Annotated in this window: 19 protein-coding genes; 2 read left to right on the top strand and 17 right to left on the bottom strand. The window is 33.8% G+C overall.

The features are described 5' to 3' along the window. Positions 1–186: 186 nt before the first annotated feature. On the top strand, positions 187–660 hold the full coding sequence (locus tag ACFQ18_RS16960) for a DUF2621 family protein (RefSeq protein ID WP_047186127.1): 474 nt from the start codon (positions 187–189) through the stop codon (positions 658–660). 13 nt (positions 661–673) lie between these two features. On the opposite strand, the gene ACFQ18_RS16965 is transcribed toward ACFQ18_RS16960, so the two are convergent. From ACFQ18_RS16965 to ACFQ18_RS16995, 7 genes are all read right to left on the bottom strand, one after another. Beyond that, on the bottom strand, positions 674–1,138 hold the full coding sequence (locus tag ACFQ18_RS16965; RefSeq protein WP_145524068.1) for a CcdC family protein: 465 nt from the start codon (positions 1,136–1,138) through the stop codon (positions 674–676). A gap of 282 nt (positions 1,139–1,420) precedes the next feature. Next, positions 1,421–2,125 carry a cytochrome c biogenesis CcdA family protein gene (locus tag ACFQ18_RS16970; RefSeq protein ID WP_047186126.1) on the bottom strand — a complete coding sequence of 235 codons (705 nt, stop codon included), beginning with the start codon at positions 2,123–2,125 and terminating at the stop codon, positions 1,421–1,423. A gap of 393 nt (positions 2,126–2,518) precedes the next feature. Beyond that, positions 2,519–2,743: a YneF family protein gene (locus ACFQ18_RS16975; RefSeq protein WP_047186125.1), complete on the bottom strand. Its 225-nt coding sequence runs from the start codon at positions 2,741–2,743 to the stop codon at positions 2,519–2,521. Between the two features lie 44 nt (positions 2,744–2,787). Continuing rightward, positions 2,788–3,246, bottom strand: coding sequence for a sporulation inhibitor of replication protein SirA (gene sirA / locus ACFQ18_RS16980; protein WP_204798714.1), 459 nt, complete (start codon positions 3,244–3,246; stop codon positions 2,788–2,790). 226 nt (positions 3,247–3,472) lie between these two features. Continuing rightward, positions 3,473–5,473 carry a transketolase gene (tkt, locus tag ACFQ18_RS16985; RefSeq protein ID WP_204798716.1) on the bottom strand — a complete coding sequence of 667 codons (2,001 nt, stop codon included), beginning with the start codon at positions 5,471–5,473 and terminating at the stop codon, positions 3,473–3,475. 99 nt (positions 5,474–5,572) lie between these two features. After that, on the bottom strand, positions 5,573–5,806 hold the full coding sequence (locus ACFQ18_RS16990) for a DUF896 domain-containing protein (RefSeq protein WP_204798713.1): 234 nt from the start codon (positions 5,804–5,806) through the stop codon (positions 5,573–5,575). Between the two features lie 98 nt (positions 5,807–5,904). Beyond that, positions 5,905–6,543, bottom strand: a complete 639-nt coding sequence (locus ACFQ18_RS16995; protein ID WP_204798712.1) for a YneB family resolvase-like protein — start codon at positions 6,541–6,543, stop codon at positions 5,905–5,907. A 273-nt stretch (positions 6,544–6,816) separates the two neighbouring features. Between ACFQ18_RS16995 and lexA the strand changes: the two genes are divergently transcribed. After that, positions 6,817–7,440: a transcriptional repressor LexA gene (gene lexA / locus ACFQ18_RS17000; protein ID WP_047186120.1), complete on the top strand. Its 624-nt coding sequence runs from the start codon at positions 6,817–6,819 to the stop codon at positions 7,438–7,440. Positions 7,441–7,480: 40 nt separating this feature from the next. Here lexA and glnA read toward each other — a convergent pair whose 3' ends face one another. The 10 genes from glnA to mutS all read right to left on the bottom strand — a co-directional run bounded on the left by glnA (position 7,481) and on the right by mutS (position 19,379). Then, positions 7,481–8,815 (bottom strand): type I glutamate--ammonia ligase, encoded by a 1,335-nt coding sequence (glnA, locus tag ACFQ18_RS17005; RefSeq protein WP_060668847.1) that lies wholly within the window; start codon positions 8,813–8,815, stop codon positions 7,481–7,483. Positions 8,816–8,886: 71 nt separating this feature from the next. Next, entirely contained in the window at positions 8,887–9,261 is a 375-nt protein-coding gene (locus tag ACFQ18_RS17010) for a MerR family transcriptional regulator (protein WP_204798715.1), read from the bottom strand. Positions 9,262–9,367: 106 nt separating this feature from the next. Then, a complete protein-coding gene (locus ACFQ18_RS17015; protein WP_204798711.1) occupies positions 9,368–10,612 on the bottom strand; it encodes a methionine gamma-lyase family protein in 1,245 nt (414 codons plus the stop codon). A 40-nt stretch (positions 10,613–10,652) separates the two neighbouring features. Then, positions 10,653–11,879 carry a GTPase HflX gene (hflX, locus tag ACFQ18_RS17020; protein ID WP_047186117.1) on the bottom strand — a complete coding sequence of 409 codons (1,227 nt, stop codon included), beginning with the start codon at positions 11,877–11,879 and terminating at the stop codon, positions 10,653–10,655. Between the two features lie 121 nt (positions 11,880–12,000). Next, on the bottom strand, positions 12,001–12,927 hold the full coding sequence (spoVK, locus tag ACFQ18_RS17025) for a stage V sporulation protein K (protein WP_047186116.1): 927 nt from the start codon (positions 12,925–12,927) through the stop codon (positions 12,001–12,003). Between the two features lie 122 nt (positions 12,928–13,049). Further along, positions 13,050–13,274 (bottom strand): RNA chaperone Hfq, encoded by a 225-nt coding sequence (gene hfq / locus ACFQ18_RS17030; protein WP_047186115.1) that lies wholly within the window; start codon positions 13,272–13,274, stop codon positions 13,050–13,052. 39 nt (positions 13,275–13,313) lie between these two features. After that, the gene (gene miaA, locus ACFQ18_RS17035) at positions 13,314–14,249 is read right to left on the bottom strand and encodes a tRNA (adenosine(37)-N6)-dimethylallyltransferase MiaA (protein ID WP_047186114.1); all 936 of its coding nucleotides are present in this window, start codon (positions 14,247–14,249) and stop codon (positions 13,314–13,316) included. A gap of 23 nt (positions 14,250–14,272) precedes the next feature. Continuing rightward, complete coding sequence (locus ACFQ18_RS17040) at positions 14,273–14,737, bottom strand: Dps family protein (RefSeq protein WP_244987052.1); 465 nt, start codon at positions 14,735–14,737, stop codon at positions 14,273–14,275. 56 nt (positions 14,738–14,793) lie between these two features. After that, positions 14,794–16,656, bottom strand: a complete 1,863-nt coding sequence (mutL, locus tag ACFQ18_RS17045; RefSeq protein ID WP_204798709.1) for a DNA mismatch repair endonuclease MutL — start codon at positions 16,654–16,656, stop codon at positions 14,794–14,796. 137 nt (positions 16,657–16,793) lie between these two features. Beyond that, positions 16,794–19,379 (bottom strand): DNA mismatch repair protein MutS, encoded by a 2,586-nt coding sequence (mutS, locus tag ACFQ18_RS17050; RefSeq protein WP_204798708.1) that lies wholly within the window; start codon positions 19,377–19,379, stop codon positions 16,794–16,796. Between the last annotated feature and the right edge of the window lie 147 nt (positions 19,380–19,526).

The raw sequence follows: 19,526 nt of genomic DNA on the forward strand, positions 1-19,526 counted from the left end.
AGGTGTTGAATCATAATTGTGGGAAACTGTTGAACCTTATTTGTGGAAAATCGTTTAATCCTACTTGACGGTTACAACTATTAAGTAATGATACTATATTTCCTTTAAAAGTAAAATAAGTATTTAAAATTTATACACTTTCTTCATTTTTTTTAATGAACAAAATATTCAAGAAAAGGTGAAATTATGGGATTACTATTAGTTGGTTGGGGTGTTCTGCTTATTACTTTGCTTGGAATTGGTGGATTTTTTATGTTTCGCAAATTTTTGAAACAACTGCCAAAAACAGATGGAAAATCAATAATGGATTGGGAATTACATTATCTCAATCAAACAAAACATATGTGGAAGGAAGAAGAAAAAGATTTATTAAATGAGTTAGTATCTCCTGTCCCTGAACTGTTTCGTGATGTGGCAAAACAGAGTATTGCAAGTAAAATTGGAGAAGTAGCATTAAAAAAAGGAAAAAATATTATTGATCAAGATGTTTTAGTAGAAGGCTATATCTTAGCAACCCCAAAGCGCGATCATAAATTCTTAAGAAAAAAACTAAAAGAAAAAGAAATAGATGTTAAACCTTACGAATATCTATTTCATTTGTCTAAAAAAGACTACGCAGACAATTGGGAAGAAAAATATAAAAAAGCGACTAACAAATAAGTTAGTCGCTTTTTTATACGATACTTCTTCTAATTTTTAAAAACTGAAAAAGCATTACAATTCTCCAAGTTACAATCATCCCAAGTGCCAATAAGAAGAACATTCCTGTCGTTTCTCCAAATGAAATATAACTTCCAATGATTAATTTAACAACTAGTCTCACAATAAGCAATCCAAATAAAATAAATGGGAACGCTCGAGACGGAGTTAAATACACCTCAGAATCTTTCACCTCAAATTTGGAAGTCTTTATTAAAAATATAGAAAAAATTATTCCTAGAATTAGAGCTTCTAATACTTGTGGCCATTCCACACGAAATTCTGGAATGATAAACATACAAGCCCCTGTACTCATCATAATTGGTGGTAAAATTATTTTTTTTATAGAAGCTGGCCTTTTTGCAGCTTTTAATCGAATGAAAATCATAAACACGGCCATTCCTGCAAAAACGATAGTGCTAGAAATCAACCAAAATATAGACATAAAGCATCACTCTCTCGAAGCTTTCATAAATAAGCTTTCTTAGTATTAATATGACCTCTTAAGCTAAAACGTACGTAATATTAGATAACTTTGTTTTATTTCGCATATTTTGAAACGTATTCATCATTACCAGAACTATTTTAGTGAAGTTTTCATCCATGCCCTTTGAATATTAGACTTTACCGACTCCCAATCCATCCATGCTTCATTAGATTTAGAAATCTTCTTATTAAGGCACTTAAAGCTCGTACAAATTATACCACGTGATAAAAACCTTTAAAACCCTGTGAAGCCAAAAACTCCAGCCAAAAATGCAGTGAGTTTCGTCATCCAGTCAAAAAAAAGTGCAATACCAATAAATATCATAACATAACCACCAATCTTTATTAATCGTTGACTATGTTTTTTAATCCAATTTAGTTTTCCAATAAAATAAGCTAAAAATAGAAAAGGAATTGAAAAACCTAATATATAAGCTACCATCATAATTAATCCAACTTCAGGATTTGTTGCAGCAAGCGAAAGGACAATAGCTAATATCGGGCCTGTACATGGTGTCCAACCTAAAGAAAATGCCATTCCTATAATGAACGAACCCAAAAATCCAGTTGGACGATTTTTAAAAGTGATTTTTTTATCTTGCATTAAAAACTTAAAATTAAAAACTCCCACGATTACTAATCCAAAAAAGATGATTAAAATAGCACCTATTTGTCTAATGATATTCTGATACGTTAAAAGAAAATCAGAAATGAAGGTTGAAGTAAAACCTATCATAATAAAAATACTAGAAAATCCTAATAAGAAAAAGATTGTATGAATAAAGGCCTTTTTGTTTAACCTTTTATTCTCATCTTTAATTTCACTTACACTCATTCCGGTAATATACGATAAAAACACTGGAAATAAGGGTAAAACACATGGTGAAACAAACGAAAGAAACCCCGCACCGAAAGCAAGGAAAACATTAATTTCCGACATAGAAAAATCCTCCTTTTCATTAGTTTATCAAATTGTCTCAGTAACAATGTAGTCAAATATGACAAAACAAGGATAAATATTTGAAAACTTGGTATTTACTAACGATATACATATTAAAAACCACCCTTTCTACTTACTTAAAAAGAAAGAGTGGTTCTCTTAAAAAATTAACCAAATAAGTCCAAAAAGTATTAGGATAATTGACGCTGATAAAGAAGACTGCCATCAGTGGGGGTTCCTTCATCCCCCACTGATGGTTAGTCGCACTTATCGTACCTTTACGGGCAGTTGATATCTCACCCACCTTCTTTATTCCTCAGAAGCTTATGGTGGATGGTGGAAGTCTTACTGCTCGTTTAGGTGGGATAAACACTTTCAATCTAAAATGATCAATTAATTCTTATCCATTTGATTGTTCATTGCACGCATCATTTGATTAATTTTCTTTTGCGATGGTTTTTGGCCCATCTGCATCATTAACGTACGAAGCATTTGCTCATTAATCGGAGGATTCTTTTTCAAGTAATCCATCATATATTTCCTTGCAAGGAAAAAACCAAGAGCAACACCAGCTATTAACGCTGCTATAGCAATTAGTACGACCCATATAGTAGCCATGATAAGTTTCCTCCTTCGTGTTGTCTCTTATACAGTATATTAAATCAACGACAAGAATACAATACTTGATTCCTTTCAATATTTCTTGGGAATCTAATAGGAGAAATCCAGCCGTACTTTTGATTTGTATGTCCTACAACAAAAAATAGTGGATGGATTAGCCGTAATATAGGAAATAATATTTCTTCTGCATCTTGAAGTGATCTACTTCGAAATTTTAATTGTTTTTGTTCAATATGTAAAGAAATAAAGTATCTATTATTATATAATTCAATAATAGAATCATTTTGATTTATATGAACGTCATCTTTCAAATTATATTTTAATATAGAAATAAAGATATCTATTTCGATACTTTTTGTAATATATAAAAATTGCCTTCTTAAATCTATTCGATTTTTATTATAACGATATTCCTCGAAGAAGCGGTACAATATGTCACTTTTATGGAAATAATGGTTTGCTACTTCTTGTTTAATCCAATAAATTGAGTAATCATACATCTTAATGCCTCCCTTTAATCCTATTATACGGATCAATCGATAAGAATTCTGTCACATTAAGATGCAAACTATCACTAGTTTTGTCGAGGGGGTAACTTATTTAGAAATACTATATTTATGAGGATTCTATTTCCTGATCAACCTGTTTAAAGAGGTATTCGAAAATAAAATGTAACGGGAAATTATCAGGGAGAAGGCCCTTTCCGCAAGAACCTTCTCTTTAATATTATTTGACAAGTGCTTCCACATGTTTCACTACATTTTCAACTGTAAACCCATACTCTTCGATTACTTTTTCCCCGGGCGCTGAGGCACCAAATTTATCAATAGCCAACACAATCCCATTATCTCCAACATATTTATGCCAACCCAGTGGAGATGCCATCTCAATAGAAACACGATTTTTTACTTGTGGAGGAATCACTTCATTTTTATAAGCTTCATCCTGTTCATTAAATCGATCCCATGATGGCATACTTACAACACTTACATCTATATCTTTTCCTTTAAGAACCTTTTGAGCTTCAACTGCAAGCGACACTTCTGAACCAGTTGCAAGAAGTAGCGCATCAGGAGTTTCATTTTCGGCCTTGCTTACAATATAAGCACCTTTTTTCACACCCTCATATGCGGCTTCTTTCGTTCCCTCCAGTGTAGGAAGATTTTGTCTTGAAAGGACAAGTGCTGTTGGTCTGTCAGTTGATTCAAGCGCTAAACGCCATGCTGCTTGCACCTCATTCCCATCTGCGGGTCTAATAACGGATAATCCAGGCATAGCTCTTAAGGACGCCAATTGCTCAATTGGTTCATGTGTTGGTCCATCTTCGCCAACCGCAATAGAATCATGAGTAAATACATAAGTGACAGGCGTATTCATGATGGATGCAAGGCGAATAGATGGTCTCAAATAATCACTGAATACAAAGAATGTACCACCATATACTTTTAAACCACCGTGTAGAGCCATCCCATTTAAAGCAGCTCCCATAGCATGTTCACGTACTCCGAACCAAATATTTCTTCCAGAGTAATTATTCCTTGAGAAATCTTTTTCATCGTTCATATATGTTTTATTTGAACCCGCTAAATCCGCGCTACCACCAAAGAAATGAGGAACAGATTTTGATATGGCATTTAATACTTCTCCTGACGATGCTCGTGAAGCAAGAGATGAACCTGTTTCATATACGGGAAGAGATTTTTCCCATCCATCTGGCAACTTGTCATTTAGAACAAACTCTAACTCCTTAGCTAATTCAGGATATTTTTCTTTATAAGAACTTAATAATTCATTCCATTCCGCTTCTTTATTTGAACCATTTTTTACAATCTTTTCATTAAAATCAGCATAAACTTCTTCAGGTACATGAAAATCATCATGGGTCCATTCATAAAATTCCTTTGTTAATTTAACTTCGTCTACACCAAGCGGAGCCCCATGAGAAGCAGCAGATGCTGATTTGTTTGGTGACCCATATCCAATTACAGTTCTTACCTCAATAAGGGTTGGTTGTTCTTTATTTGCTTGTGCTTCTTTTATTGCATTTCGAATTTGTTCAATATCATTTCCATCTTCCACCCGAAGAACTTGCCAACCGTAAGCTTTAAAACGCTGTTCTGTATTATCAGAGAATGATTTATGTAAATCACCGTCTAATGAGATTTCATTTGAATCATACAGCGCAATCAGTTTCCCTAATCTAAGATGACCAGCTAATGAAGCGGATTCATGTGAGATGCCTTCCATTAAATCCCCATCACTAATAAGTGCATAAGTATAGTGGTCCACAATAGCTATGTCCTGCTTATTAAACTTACTAGCTAAATGTGTTTCTGCCATTGCCATCCCTACAGACATTGCAATTCCTTGTCCTAAAGGTCCTGTTGTTGCCTCTACTCCATCAGTATGATGAACTTCTGGGTGCCCGGGTGTTTTTGACCCCCATTGACGAAATTGCTTGAGATCTTCCATAGAAACATCATAACCAGATAAATGAAGTAGGCTATATAAAAGCATAGAACCATGACCCGCCGATAATACAAAACGATCACGATTAAACCATTTTGTGTTCTTTGGATTATGGTTCATAAAATCTGTCCATAGCGTATATGCCATTGGAGCTGCTCCCATAGGTAACCCAGGGTGTCCGGAATTAGCTTTTTCTATTGCATCGATAGACAGTGTACGAATCGTGTTAATTGATAATTTTTCCACGTTTGACAAAATATTTAACTCCTTTCCAACATATTCTATGTTAGTATGTCACAAGCGAAGTTAGTTTATTTCTCAAACAAATTATTCTTTCTAATTCACTTTATCGAATGATTAATGTTTTCTATTTCTTTCTTGTAGCTCTCTAACTTTCTTCGGAGTTACATCGTTTCCTCTAGGATCGATTACCGTCATTGATTTCATGTGATTTTTAAAAGAGCTTCTGACGTTTTTTAAATAATCTTCACGAAGTTCCTTCTGCTCTTTTGCCTCTTCCTCAGTCAGTCCAGTACTCTTTGATTTCCTAGCTAATTCATTGATACGATTTAATTTTTCTTTTGAAAGCATATAAAATGTTTTCCTTTCTATTTAAATAAAGACAAGAACCTAATTGAACTCGCACTTTAAGTTCTTGCCATAAATCTTACTATTCCATATTAACATATTCAAGTATTTTGGTACTCTTGATACCTTCTATGAACGGTTGCTTTTGATACATGAAAACCCATTCCATTAAGTGTTTTTGTAATTTCCTCAAAGGTTAAATTATTTTGTCTTAATCTAACTACTTCTTCAATCGGAAACTCTAATCTTTCTCTACCAATTGCTTTATGTTGATTTGATAGATTTTTAGAGGGATTGTACCCTTTTTCGATCGCCCTTTTCATTCCTCTTTTTATCTTAGCATTATGAATCTTTCTTTGATACTCTTCTACAATACCTACTATTTGTAAAACCATAGAATCCGATTCTGACAATTCTAATTCTCCGTCATGAATGGCAGTGTAAATAGGTATTTTTAACTTATGTAGTTGATGGAATAATGCAATCTTCGTATTTCCTCTTCCTAGTCTAGTCTCATCCTGTATCAATAAACAATCTGCTTTCTCTTCAGAAAAAAATTCTAACATCGCAAAAATTCCATCTCTGTTTATTTCATATCCACTAGCCTTTTCCTCTATACACTCGATAACTTCCATTTGATGTCTACCTGCTAATTTAAGTAATTCATCTTTTTGACGACTTAGCGACGTTTCTTGTGTCATTTTATCTGTACTAACACGACAATATATAATAGCTTTCATTGACCACTACCTACCTATACACTAATTATAATAGAAATATATATAAATCCTAACGTTAAACCAAATGAAATTAAATAAAAAAGATCCGTTTTCGTAATCTTCCCAAACATAAATTGTCCTCCTACCCAATAACAGAACCTTTGTTCGTTTCTTAGTTCTATTATCACACGAACATACGGTCTTGTCAACTGTTTTTTCGAACGAGTGTTTGCTTAAATTAGTTAATAATGGTAAACTATCATTATTAACTATTATGTGCGAGGTGAGTAATAGATGACAAAACTTTCTAATAGACAACAAATGATTCTTGATTTTATAAAAGATGAAGTAACTAAAAAAGGTTATCCACCTTCCGTTCGGGAAATAGCTTTAGCGGTAGGGCTTGCGTCAAGTTCTACCGTTCATGGCCATTTAGAAAGATTAGAAAGCAAGGGTTATATTAGAAGAGATCCTACTAAACCTAGGGCAATTGAAATTTTAGCTCAATCAGAAGATAGTAATATTCCAAAAGATGAAGCTCGTTATGCACCCGTCATAGGGAAAGTCACAGCGGGTGTACCAATTACAGCAATTGAAAATATAGAAGAATATATTCCAATTCCAGCTTCAACAGCAAGTCCTGATGATAATTTATTTGTCCTTATTATTGATGGAGAAAGTATGATAGAGGCTGGTATTTTAGACAAGGATATGGTTATTGTTAAACAACAAAATAATGCTAATAATGGCGATATTGTCGTCGCAATGACGGAGGAAAATGAAGCAACCGTAAAACGATTTTTTAGAGAAAAAGATCACATTCGTTTACAACCAGAAAATGCAACAATGGAACCTCTACTATACAAAAATGTAAGTATACTGGGTAAGGTTATCGGCCTGTATCGACATGTACATTAAGACAAAAAAAGAGAATCCGCGGATTCTCTTTTTTTATCTATTAGTATATAGTCATATACTGTTCTCTTTCCCAAGGATGAACTTGGAGTCTGAACATATCCCATTCAATCTCTTTCGCTTCAACAAAGTGTTCAAATAAATGATCACCTAGAGACTCGACAATTACTTCATCTTTTTGCAAGAGATCTAATGCACCTTTTAGTGTTACTGGTAAGTCTAGTATTCCTTCTTCTTCACGTTCTTCTTTCGACATAACATAAATATTTCTATCAACTGCTGTAGGAGGAGTTAATTTATTTTCAATACCTGATAGTCCAGCAGCTAATAATACGGACAATGCCATATATGGATTTGCAGAAGGATCTACACTGCGGACTTCAAGACGCGTACTTAATCCTCTTGAATTCGGAACACGTAATAACGGGCTTCTATTTGATGCAGACCATGCCACATAAGATGGCGCCTCATAACCAGGAACCAAACGTTTATAGGAATTGATCGTTGGGTTTGTAATCGCAGTAAAGGCTGTAGCATGTTGAATAATACCCGCCATGAAATGGTATGCTGTTTCACTCAACTCCAAATCCCCTTTTGTGTCATAAAAAACATTTTCACCTTTTTTAAATAAAGACATATTAATGTGCATTCCAGATCCATTTACTCCGAAAAGTGGTTTAGGCATAAATGTTGCATGCAAATTATGTTTTCTAGCAATTGTTTTAACTACTAATTTAAAAGTTTGTATATCATCCGCATGTTTCACAGCATCAGAATATTTAAAATCAATTTCATGTTGTCCTGGTGCACCCTCATGGTGAGAAGCCTCAATTTCAAATCCCATTTCTTCTAATTCAAGAACGATGTCACGGCGACAGTTTTCCCCTAAGTCCGTGGGAGCCAAATCAAAGTAACCTGCTTGGTCATTTAATTCTAGTGATGGATTCCCTTTTTCATCTAATTTGAATAGGAAAAATTCTGGCTCTGCACCGATATTAAAAGCATCAAAACCAAGTTCTTCCATTTTCTTAAGATTGCGCTTAAGGTTGTATCTTGGATCCCCTTCAAATGGTGTTCCATCTGGTTTGTAAATATCACAAATAAAACGTGCTACTTTACCTTTTTCAGAAGTCCACGGGAAAACGACAAACGTATCTAAATCAGGGTATAAATACATATCCGATTCTTCAATACGTACAAAGCCTTCAATAGATGAACCATCAAACATCATTTTATTATCTAGCGCTTTTTCTAATTGACTTAAAGGTATTTCCACATTTTTAATTATTCCAAGCATATCTGTGAATTGTAAACGTATGAACTTCACATTATTTTCTTTAATTTGTCTCACTACATCTTCTCTTGTATATTTTGGCATCTGTTGTCCTCCTACATCATGTTAATAGATTAAATAATAACTAGCCAAATAAAATTCAAACAAACTTACCATTAACGATTAGAAAAAAATCTTGAAAGCTCTCCTTGCCTTAAATTTACTTGCCCGAGTCTATCTGGGTGTTTCAATTCATTCCTTAAGATCTTTCGTAACTCTTTCAAACTTAAATCGTTATCCTTTGATTTTACATTCTTTTCTTTCTCTTTTTTTGATGATTCTTCAACCATTAGCTTAATCCCCGCTAAATTTAATCCTTTATCAAGAAGATCTTTAATTTCTAATAGTCTATCCACATCATTGAAAGAAAATAATCGTTGGTTCCCTTTTGTTCTCTCTGGAAAAACTAATCCATGCTCCTCATAATATCGTATTTGTCTAGCGGTTAATTCCGTTAATTTCATAACGATACCAATTGAAAACAAAGGCATTGAACGACGCTCTTTATCATTCAATAAAATAACCCCCAATACTCACTAAAGTATAAACGATGTAAGGTTTAGTGTCAATCGAATGTTAGGTTTCCTTACATGAAGTTTATTTTACGATTAAATGCCCTGCTTTCACTAAACTTTTTACAGATTCAATGATCGCAATTTTCACGTGAGTATATGTTAGACCTCCTTGCACAAAAGCTGTATAAGGGGGTCTTATTGGTCCATCTGCAGAAAGTTCAATACTAGCCCCTTGTATAAAAGTACCAGCTGCCATAATAACCTCATCATCGTATCCCGGCATTTCACTTGGATATGGAGTAACATAAGAATTAATTGGTGAATTCCGCTGAATAGCTTGGCAAAAAGAGATCATTTGCTGCGCATCTTCAAATGTTACCGACTGAATGAGATCCGTTCTTTTTTCTAAATAATTAGGCGCTGTTTGAAAGCCTGCTAATTCTAAAAATCTTGACGTGAATACAGCGCCTTTTAGTGATTCTCCCACGATATGAGGGGCCAGAAAGAATCCTTGAAACATTTCCTGTAGCATATTAAATGTTGCACCTGTTTCTTTACCAAGACTTGGGGCCGTTAAACGATTCGCACAGCTTTCGACCAATTCTTGCTTTCCAACTATGTACCCACCTGCTCTGACAATTCCGCCACCTGGATTCTTGATTAAAGAACCAGCCATAATATCTACACCAACATGAAGGGGTTCTTTTTCTTCCACAAATTCCCCGTAACAATTGTCTACAAATACAATTAAGTTTGGATTAATTTCTTTGACAAACTGTACCATCTCTTCAATTTCCGCAATCGTGAAAGACGGTCTATCATCATATCCTTTTGAACGCTGTATACCGATTACTTTTGTCTTTTCGGATATAGCTTTTTCTACTCCGACATAATCAATCCCTCCTTCTTTTGTAAGGGATATTTGATTATAGTCGATATAAAAATCTTTTAAAGAACCCGAATTCTCCCCCCTAATACCGATTACCTCTTCCAATGTATCGTAAGGCTTTCCAGTAATATAGATAAGCTCATCTCCGGGGCGTAACAGACCAAAAAGTGCCGTAGTTATAGCATGTGTACCCGAAACAATTTGTGGTCTAACAAGTGCGTCTTCTCCGCCAAATACTTCAGCATAAACCGCTTCTAATCCTTCTCTACCCATATCATCGTATCCGTAACCACTTGTTGACTGGAAATGGCTATCACTTATTCGATGTTTTACAAAAGCGTCTAACACCCTTTTTTGATTCACTTCCACTATTTCCTGAATATTTTTATGAATACCTTCGCAATCTTTCTCTGCTTGTTTCACTAGTGTTTCTAACATTTCTCCATTCTCCTTACCTAAAACTTGCCAATATTTTATTTTAATTCATTAAATGATTTAATGGATGATTGGCCCGAATATATCCACTAACATTAAATTTATTGGATTGTTCATCAAACTGTTTAGCAGTTATTATTGTATCACGTTCTAGTTTAGCTAACATATTTCCATCATTAATTTGAATACTATAACTTTTCCATTGTTCCATTACTATTTTCTCGATCTGTGCTAACATTTGATTAAGTTCCTCATGATTATAAGCACTAATTAAGATATTAGGGTGATGAATTGGGAAAAATTCAGTTTGTAATAAATCCTTTTTGTTATAAACAGTGAGCATTGGAATCGTATGGGAGTCTAATTCCGCTAATAATTTCATCACCGTTCTCTGTTGTTCTTCTTGATTTTCCTGCGAAGCGTCCACCACATGAATTAAAAAATCCGCTTCTTTAACCTCTTCCAACGTCGAACGAAAAGCAGCAATTAATGCAGTGGGTAGGTCTTGAAGAAACCCAACGGTATCCGTTACCAATGCCTCAAAACCTGATGGAAAATTAATTTTTCTTGTCAAAGGATCTAACGTTGCAAACAGTTTGTCCTCTTCAAGCGAATCACTTTTGGTTAAGCGATTGAAAATAGTAGATTTTCCTGCATTCGTATATCCTACAATTGCTATTTGAAAAGCTTCATTCGTTTTTCTTCTTTTTCTATATTGTTCACGTTGACGAACGACAATTTTTAATTTCCTTTTTATATCCACGATTCTATTTCTTATATGGCGTCGGTCTGTTTCTAGTTTGGTTTCTCCTGGACCTCTCGTACCAATTCCGGCACCAAGACGTGACATTTCCACACCATGTCCCGCTAATCTCGGCAACATATATTCTAATTGTGCTAACTCTACTTGTAATTTACCTTCTTTCGTTTTCGCACGCCTTGCAAAAATATCTAAAATTAACTGACTTCGATCAATGATTCGCACACCTAAAAAATTAGATAAATTTCGTAATTGACCAGGAGAAAGTTCATCGTTGGAAATAACTAAATCAATGTCCAATTTTTCTACTTCTTGTTTTATTTCCTCCATTTTCCCTTCGCCAATATATGTTGCAGGATGGATTCTATTTCTATTTTGCGTAATAGTTTCTACAACGTTTCCGCCTGCTGTTCTTCCCAAGGAAATTAATTCCTCCAATGAAGATTGAAATTGCTCATCCTTTTGTGTCGGCTTTTTGACCGCAATAATTAAAATTTTTTCTTCTGGCATTCATTAAACCTCTTTCTTATAAGCGAATTATACTTAGGTTAACCTTAACTTATTATTACATCATAGATACGATAATAATACAAAAATAACCCCAGTTCCGTTCATACTGAGGTTATATTTTTTAGGATTTCTCATTCAGTTGCATATCTTTTGCAGTGATATAAACTAAATCATCGGTTGTAAAGCGTTCTTGCTCCAATAATCTCATTGCGTGCATTCGAATAGAATGTTCAATCACATTCCTTATAAATCTAGCGTTAGCAAAATTTCGTGATTTTTCTTGTATCTTTTTATATAAATAATTACGTAGTTCCCATTCCGCCTCTTTTGTTAATTTATACTCTCTTTCTGCAGCCATTTGTTTAGCAATATCCATCAATTCATTAACATCGTAATCAGCAAAATCTAAAATAAATGGAAACCTAGATTTTAATCCGGGATTTAATCGCAAAAATCTGTCCATCTCTTGTGGATAGCCAGCTAAAATAAGTACAAAATCGTTTTGGTGATCTTCCATATGTTTTACAAGCGTATCAATCGCTTCTTTTCCAAAATCCTTTTCACCACCCCGGGCAAGTGAATAAGCTTCATCAATAAATAGCACTCCACCCATTGCCTTTTGAATAATGGCACGTGTTTTTTGTGCGGTTTGGCCTATATATTCTCCAACTAAATCTGCACGTTCTGCTTCGATAAAATGGCCTTTAGAAAGTAAATTCATATCATAGTAAAGCTTAGCCAATTTCCTAGCGACTGTCGTTTTACCTGTACCAGGATTTCCTTTAAAAAGCATATGAAGAACTTGTTTTGAATTTTTTAAACCTAATTCATTTCGCTTTTCGTTAATTACTAATGTAGCATAAATTTCTTTCACTGTGGATTTCAGTTTATCCATTCCAATAAATGCCTGGAATTCACTATCTATATTTTTAAATGGGTTATTTTGCTTATGTCTGATATTTGTTCCATACTCGGCCTTTAACCTTTTATTTTCATGTAAAACTATATTTATTTGACCATTTTTATGACGATTTATTTGCGACTCCACACGATCACCCCTTTTGTCACTTTTAGTATACTCACTTCTTAAGAAATTGTGACAAACGCCCAGTATATCAGAATCTTTAATCGCAAATTAAAAACGGGCAATTATTTTTGCCCGTTTGGATATTATTCTTTATCAAGTGAAACGTTTTTAACTGGTGCAAAAGTTGAGATTGCATGTTTAAAAATTAATTGTTGTTTACCCTCTGATTCTACCAGTACTGTAAAATTATCAAATGCTTTTACAATACCCCTTAATTGGAAACCGTTTGTTAGAATAACTGTTACTGAAATATGATTTTTTCTTAATTGATTTAGAAATTGATCCTGAATGTTAACAGATTGTGCCATCGTGCTTCCTCCTCTATTCTATCTATACATTAATAAGTTCTACCTTTTATGCAAAATTCCTGCTATATCATCTAAAATTATATGAAACTTTTCTTTATTATTTAAGTCTGACATATCATACCAGTTTATGTTCATTTTATTTTTAAACCATGTATACTGCCTTTTAGCATACCTTCTCGAATTCCTTTTAAGCGTTTCAACTGCTTCATTTAATGAAATTTCTCCTCGAACATATGGAACCAATTCTTTATATCCAATCGCATTCATTGATTGACAATTTTCATAACCTTTATCTATCAATAACTTCACTTCTTGAATTAAACCTTCTTCTAGCATTTTGTCAACTCGATGATTAATTCGTTCGTATAACTCGGGTCTATCCATTTCTAAACCAATAAGAATCAAATGATATGGTGATTCAAGCGTTTGTTCTTTTTGATACTCTGTCATCGTTTTTCCAGTTGTTTCATAGATTTCCAAAGCACGAATAACACGTCTATAATTATTTGGATGAATTTTTTCGGCCTGGACAGGATCAATTTCTTTTAAATAATTATATACAGGTATTGGTCCTTCTTCTTCTATTCTTTTTTCTAACTTTTGTGTAAGAACTTCATCTCTTTTTTGATTGGAAAAATGGTAATTATATAAGGCGGCTTGAATGTATAAGCCACTACCGCCAACGAGTATTGGTAATTTATTACGATTCGATATTTCTTCAATATAATATTGTACATTTTGTTTAAAATCAGCAACAGAAAATTCCTCATCAGGCTCTCTTATATCAATCATATGATGAGGAATATTTTCCATTTCTGTTTTCTTTATTTTAGCCGTTCCAATATTCATCTCTTTATAAACTTGCATGGAGTCTCCACTTATTATTTCTCCGTTAAACCGCTTAGCAACCTCAATACTTAAACTGGTTTTTCCGACAGCGGTTGGTCCCATAATAGAAATTACGGTATTTTTCATGAGTCTTCCCCTATTTTTATTATTTATTCATTTGAATCATATGCTCGGTAACTATTTAACATCCAAACATATTTTTCTAACTTTCCTTGAATAGTGATTAATAAATCTGCAGTCGGTTCATCCTGCTGTTCTTCAGCTAATGATAAGCCACTCTCTTTAATTTCACCAATGATTTGTTGATAATCTTGAATTAATTGATTGATTATTTCATTTTCCTTATCATCTGCATTTGCCTCTGTCAATGTAGCTTCTTTTAAATACTTGGACATGGTTGCTAGTGGTTTCCCATCTATTGCTAGGATTCGTTCCGCTATTTCATCAAGGTCACTTGCTACCATTTCATACATTTCTTCAAATTTCTCATGAAGTGTAAAGAAATGTCTTCCTTGTATAAACCAATGATATCGGTGAAGCTTTACATATAATACAAAATAATTGGATAGCTCTTGATTAAGGAAATTAATTAATTCTTGATTTTTATTTTCCAAATTCCACACCCCTTTTGGTCTTATTATTGCCAATAGAGTGGGAGATTTATACCTTTTCACATAACTCGCTTAAACATCTTCTCTAACTCATAAGTAGAAAAGTGAACAATAATCGGTCTACCATGTGGACAAGTAAAAGGGTCTGTCGTATTTCTTAAATCTTCCAATAAACGAAACATCTCATCTTGATTTAAATAATGATTTGCCTTTATTGACCTTTTACATGACATTAAGATCGCCGCATCTTCTCTAATAGATTCTACATTGATTTTTTCTTCATTCATAATTTGTTCTACCATTTCACGAATGACTTCTTCTTCAAATCCATTTGGAAACCAATTGGGGTGGGATCGGATAATATATGTTTGATTGCCGAAAGCTTCAAAAAATATCCCGACTTTTTCCATCTCTTCTTTGTATTGTTCGATAAAAAGTGATTCCTGCTTTGAAAATTCAAATGTCATCGGAAGTAATAATTCTTGTAATTCATTTGCAGGCTTACCTAGTTTATCTCTAAAAAATTCATATTTGATTCTTTCTTGCGCCGCATGTTGATCAATCATATATAGACCATTTTCATTTTGCGCTAAAATGTATGTTCCTTGTAACTGACCAATAGGATACATCATTGGGACTCTTTGTTTGGAGACATTTTTAAATGAAAGTTCTTCATTTCTATATTCATCTTTTATTTCATCTTTATTTACTTCATAGCTTGTAAAAATCTCTTCCTTTGGACTAGATGAATTAGTTGGGGTGAGATTATCCTCCAAAGCGTCCTCTTCCACGTCGGCGGGTTTCGACCAATTACCGATAGTTTCCCTGACACTATCATTGGATTCTATCACGGAAGATGAACTATTAAAATCCATGGAATGTTGATAGCTTTTTTCTTTTGGTTTCGGCTTACTGGTTTCTGTCATTTCCGGAATTAGCGTAAGTTCTCTAAATTTATGACGGATAAGCTCCTCAATTTGTGTATAGAGTTCCTTATCTTTACTAAAGCGTACCTCAAGTTTCGTAGGATGTACATTTACATCAACTAAAATAGGATCCATATTAATAGATAGTACCACTATCGGCGATCTGCCAATTGGAAGTAATGTATGATAACCACGAATAATTGCTTGATTCAATGGAATGCTTTTAATATACCTCCCATTAATAATGGTTGATATATAATTCCTTGATGCCCTAGTAATTTCCGGTTTAGCAATAAAGCCTTCGATATGAAAATCTAAATTTTCCTCTTTAACCATCAACATGTTCTTCGCTACATTCATACCGTACACTTGTGAAATAACTTGAAGTAGATCACCTGTACCAGCAGTCTTAAAAAGCCCTTTCCCATTATGTGTTGCTTCAAATCGTATGTTTGGATGTGAAAGAGCTAATCGATTTAACAAATCCGTAATATGACCTAATTCTGTATGAAGGCTTTTCATATATTTTAACCGTGCGGGTGTATTAAAAAATAAATCATTTACAGTAATTTCCGTACCTCTTCTTGCATCACTTTTCTTTTTATCTATAATTTTTCCGCCTTCTAGTATTAATTGAATGCCCGCTTTATCCCCTTCAGAACTTTTTACAATTAACTTACTAACGGATGCGATACTAGCTAGTGCTTCTCCGCGAAATCCTAGTGTTTTTACATGGAATAGATCACTTTCATTCTGTATTTTACTTGTTGCATGAGGTAGGAATGCACGTTCACTGTCTTCCTCTGACATTCCATCCCCATTATCGGTAACCTTAATTTCTTCTAGTCCTGCTTCCTTAATATCGACTTTAATCCATGTACTGTTTGCATCAATGCTATTCTCTACTAATTCCTTTACGACAGATGCTGGTCTTTCTACTACTTCCCCAGCTGCTATTTTGTTTGCTAATGCATCAGACATTTGTACGATCTTCATTAAGGCAAAATCCTTTCTAATAAGGTTGGTTCAAAAAATCAGGTAAAAATAACATTCGACGTTTCTAACTGGCAAGACTCACCGCTCTTGAAAAAGAAAACCGCTTTTCCGGGCGTGCAAGAACCACTATTATTTCTCTACAGTTTTTTTACTTCTTTCTGAAGCTTATATAGTTCATTCATCGCATCCATAGGTGTTAAATCAAATAAATCAATTTCTTTTAAAGCATTAATAATCTTGCTCTCTAATGTAGAATTATTTTCTTTCTTTGCGTTTGGTTCTGATTCATCTTCTTCAAAAAAGGAAAGTTGACCTTGTTGTTCGTTTTCCAATGTTGGTTGTGATTTATTCCCAGCCTCTAAATCTTGTAAAATAACATTCGCTCTTTCTATTAAGTCCTCTGGTAAGTTAGCTAGCTTAGCAACATGGATTCCGTAACTTTTATCCGCAGCACCTTCGTTGATCTGGTGTAAAAATATAACATTACCTTCGTATTCTTCAGCTCGAACATGAATATTTTTTAATCTAGGTAATGTCTTTTCTAAACTAGTTAATTCATGGTAATGGGTAGAAAACATTGTTTTAGCATGGATATGATTATGAATATATTCCACAATCGCTTGCGCTAAAGCCATACCATCATACGTGCTAGTCCCACGCCCTATTTCATCTAGCAAGATTAAACTTTTCTCAGTTGCGTTACTTATCGCGTGGTTAGTCTCAAGCATTTCTACCATAAATGTACTTTGCCCAGATACTAAATCATCCGCAGCACCTATTCGAGTAAATATTTGATCAAAAATAAGCAGTTTTGCTTCGTCCGCTGGAATAAAACAACCTATTTGAGCCATAATCACTGTTAAAGCTAGCTGACGCATGTACGTGCTTTTACCAGACATATTTGGTCCCGTAATTAATAACATATTTTTTTCTTCATCCAATTGAATATCATTTGGAACATAATTTCCTTCTTTCATGACTTGCTCAACAACTGGATGTCGTCCGTTCTGGATAGAAAGCTCGTTTTCATCAAAGGTTGGTCGTTTATAATTATTCTTTTCACTCACCGTAGCAAAAGCTTGTAGTACATCAATTTGACTTACCACCTCTGCAATATGTTGCAATTCAGGAATATGCTCTTTTATCTTCTCTCTTATTTCTACAAATAATTGATATTCTAAATCGACACTTTTTTCTTCTGCTTCTAAAATTAATTCTTCTTTTTCTTTTAATTCTGGGGTAATGAATCTTTCTGCATTGGTTAAGGTTTGTTTACGTTCATATCTTCCCTCAGGTAGTAAATGCAAGTTTGCTTTCGTTACCTCAATATAATAGCCGAATACTTTATTAAATCCTATTTTTAATGATTTGATATTCGTTTCTTGTTTTTCTTTTTGTTCCAATTCCGCTATCCATTTCTTACCATTTTTGGAAGCATCTCTATAAGAATCAAGTGTTTGGTTATATCCATCTTTTATAATAGAACCCTCTTTAATTGATATTGGGGGCTCATCAATTATACCTTTCTCCAACAAGTCTACTATGTACTCAGGGTAAATTAATTGATTAGCTAGATTTTTAATTTGCTCTTGATGAAATTGATTTAAAACTAATTTTAATTCTGGTATTTTCTCCAATGATTGTTTCAATTGTATTAAGTCTCTAGCATTTACATTCCCAAAAGCAATTCTACCTGCTAATCGCTCTAAGTCATAGACAGATTTCAAGATTTCCCGTATGGAATCTCTTTCCATAAAACCGTTGTAAAAACTTTGCACCACGTCTAATCTATTTTCAATCTGATTTTGATTTAATAAGGGTCTTTCCACCCATTTTTTTAACGTTCTAGAACCCATAGCGGTGACAGTTTGATCTAACACCCATAGTAGACTTCCTTGTTTGCCCTTTTTAATAATCGTTTCTGTTAATTCTAAATTTCTCTTCGAATACATATCTAAAGAAAGATGATTGTTTAGTTGAATCACTTCTGCTTTTTTTAAATGGTCAAGAGATCTTTTTTGTGTATATTGGATATAATTCAATAATCGACTAAAAGCTTTCATGAGTTTTTTGTCATTTAAATTTTCACTTAAATCCCGATATTCCGCATTAAAAGTAACTTCATTTTGATAAGACAATGTTACATTTAATTTATCCTGTAATTGCTTTTGTAGATTTTCAGGAAGATTGGAGGACACAACAATCTCTCTTATCGGTTGGTTATATAATTCATGAACGACCGCATCCCAACCTTGTGTAATCTCTGCAATCTGGTTTTCTCCTGTAGATAGGTCATTATATACAATAACAAACGAGCCATCTTCAAAATGTGATAGACTAGCAATATAGTTATTTTCACCTTCATTTAACATATTACTTTCCATAACCGTACCCGGAGTAATCAATTGAACTACTTCTCGTTTAACGACTCCTTTGGCTGTCTTAGGGTCCTCTACTTGTTCACAAATTGCTACTTTATATCCTTTATCAATCAATGTCTTAATGTATCCTTCAGCTGAATGATAAGGAACGCCACACATTGGAATTGGTTCGTTTTTTCCATTACTACGTTTCGTTAACGTTATTTCTAATTCTCTTGCTGCTTTTAATGCATCATCATAAAACATTTCATAAAAGTCGCCAAGTCTATAAAATAAAAAAGCATCCTTGTAATCTGCTTTTATTTTCATATATTGTTCCATCATTGGTGTCAGCTTAGTCATAAAAATCCTCCAAAAAAACCGATATTTACTACAAATATTATAGCATAAATTTGAGTTATTTCGACAAAGGTAAATCATGACCACCCGTCCAACGGGTGGTTTGCACAACGGCTATAAGCCTATACTACCGACCAGCGTCTCAAGGCG

It is taken from the genome of Oceanobacillus caeni, from assembly GCF_042678465.1.
In the GTDB taxonomy this organism is placed as follows: Bacteria; Bacillota; Bacilli; order Bacillales; family Amphibacillaceae; genus Oceanobacillus; species Oceanobacillus caeni.

Bases quoted from the DNA above. Each gene is read 5' to 3' on its own strand.
- mutS (WP_204798708.1), bottom strand. From the start codon at position 19,379: ATGACTAAGCTGACACCAATGATGGAACAATATATGAAAATAAAAGCA.
- ACFQ18_RS16975 (WP_047186125.1), bottom strand. From the start codon at position 2,743: ATGGCTACTATATGGGTCGTACTAATTGCTATAGCAGCGTTAATAGCT.
- mutL (WP_204798709.1), bottom strand. From the start codon at position 16,656: ATGAAGATCGTACAAATGTCTGATGCATTAGCAAACAAAATAGCAGCT.
- ACFQ18_RS16960 (WP_047186127.1), top strand. From the start codon at position 187: ATGGGATTACTATTAGTTGGTTGGGGTGTTCTGCTTATTACTTTGCTT.
- miaA (WP_047186114.1), bottom strand. From the start codon at position 14,249: ATGAAAAATACCGTAATTTCTATTATGGGACCAACCGCTGTCGGAAAA.
- ACFQ18_RS17015 (WP_204798711.1), bottom strand. From the start codon at position 10,612: ATGTTAGAAACACTAGTGAAACAAGCAGAGAAAGATTGCGAAGGTATT.
- ACFQ18_RS16970 (WP_047186126.1), bottom strand. From the start codon at position 2,125: ATGTCGGAAATTAATGTTTTCCTTGCTTTCGGTGCGGGGTTTCTTTCG.
- hfq (WP_047186115.1), bottom strand. From the start codon at position 13,274: ATGGCACAATCTGTTAACATTCAGGATCAATTTCTAAATCAATTAAGA.
- sirA (WP_204798714.1), bottom strand. From the start codon at position 3,246: ATGTATGATTACTCAATTTATTGGATTAAACAAGAAGTAGCAAACCAT.
- ACFQ18_RS16995 (WP_204798712.1), bottom strand. From the start codon at position 6,543: ATGAAAGCTATTATATATTGTCGTGTTAGTACAGATAAAATGACACAA.
- glnA (WP_060668847.1), bottom strand. From the start codon at position 8,815: ATGCCAAAATATACAAGAGAAGATGTAGTGAGACAAATTAAAGAAAAT.
- ACFQ18_RS17010 (WP_204798715.1), bottom strand. From the start codon at position 9,261: ATGCCTTTGTTTTCAATTGGTATCGTTATGAAATTAACGGAATTAACC.
- lexA (WP_047186120.1), top strand. From the start codon at position 6,817: ATGACAAAACTTTCTAATAGACAACAAATGATTCTTGATTTTATAAAA.
- ACFQ18_RS16990 (WP_204798713.1), bottom strand. From the start codon at position 5,806: ATGCTTTCAAAAGAAAAATTAAATCGTATCAATGAATTAGCTAGGAAA.
- hflX (WP_047186117.1), bottom strand. From the start codon at position 11,879: ATGCCAGAAGAAAAAATTTTAATTATTGCGGTCAAAAAGCCGACACAA.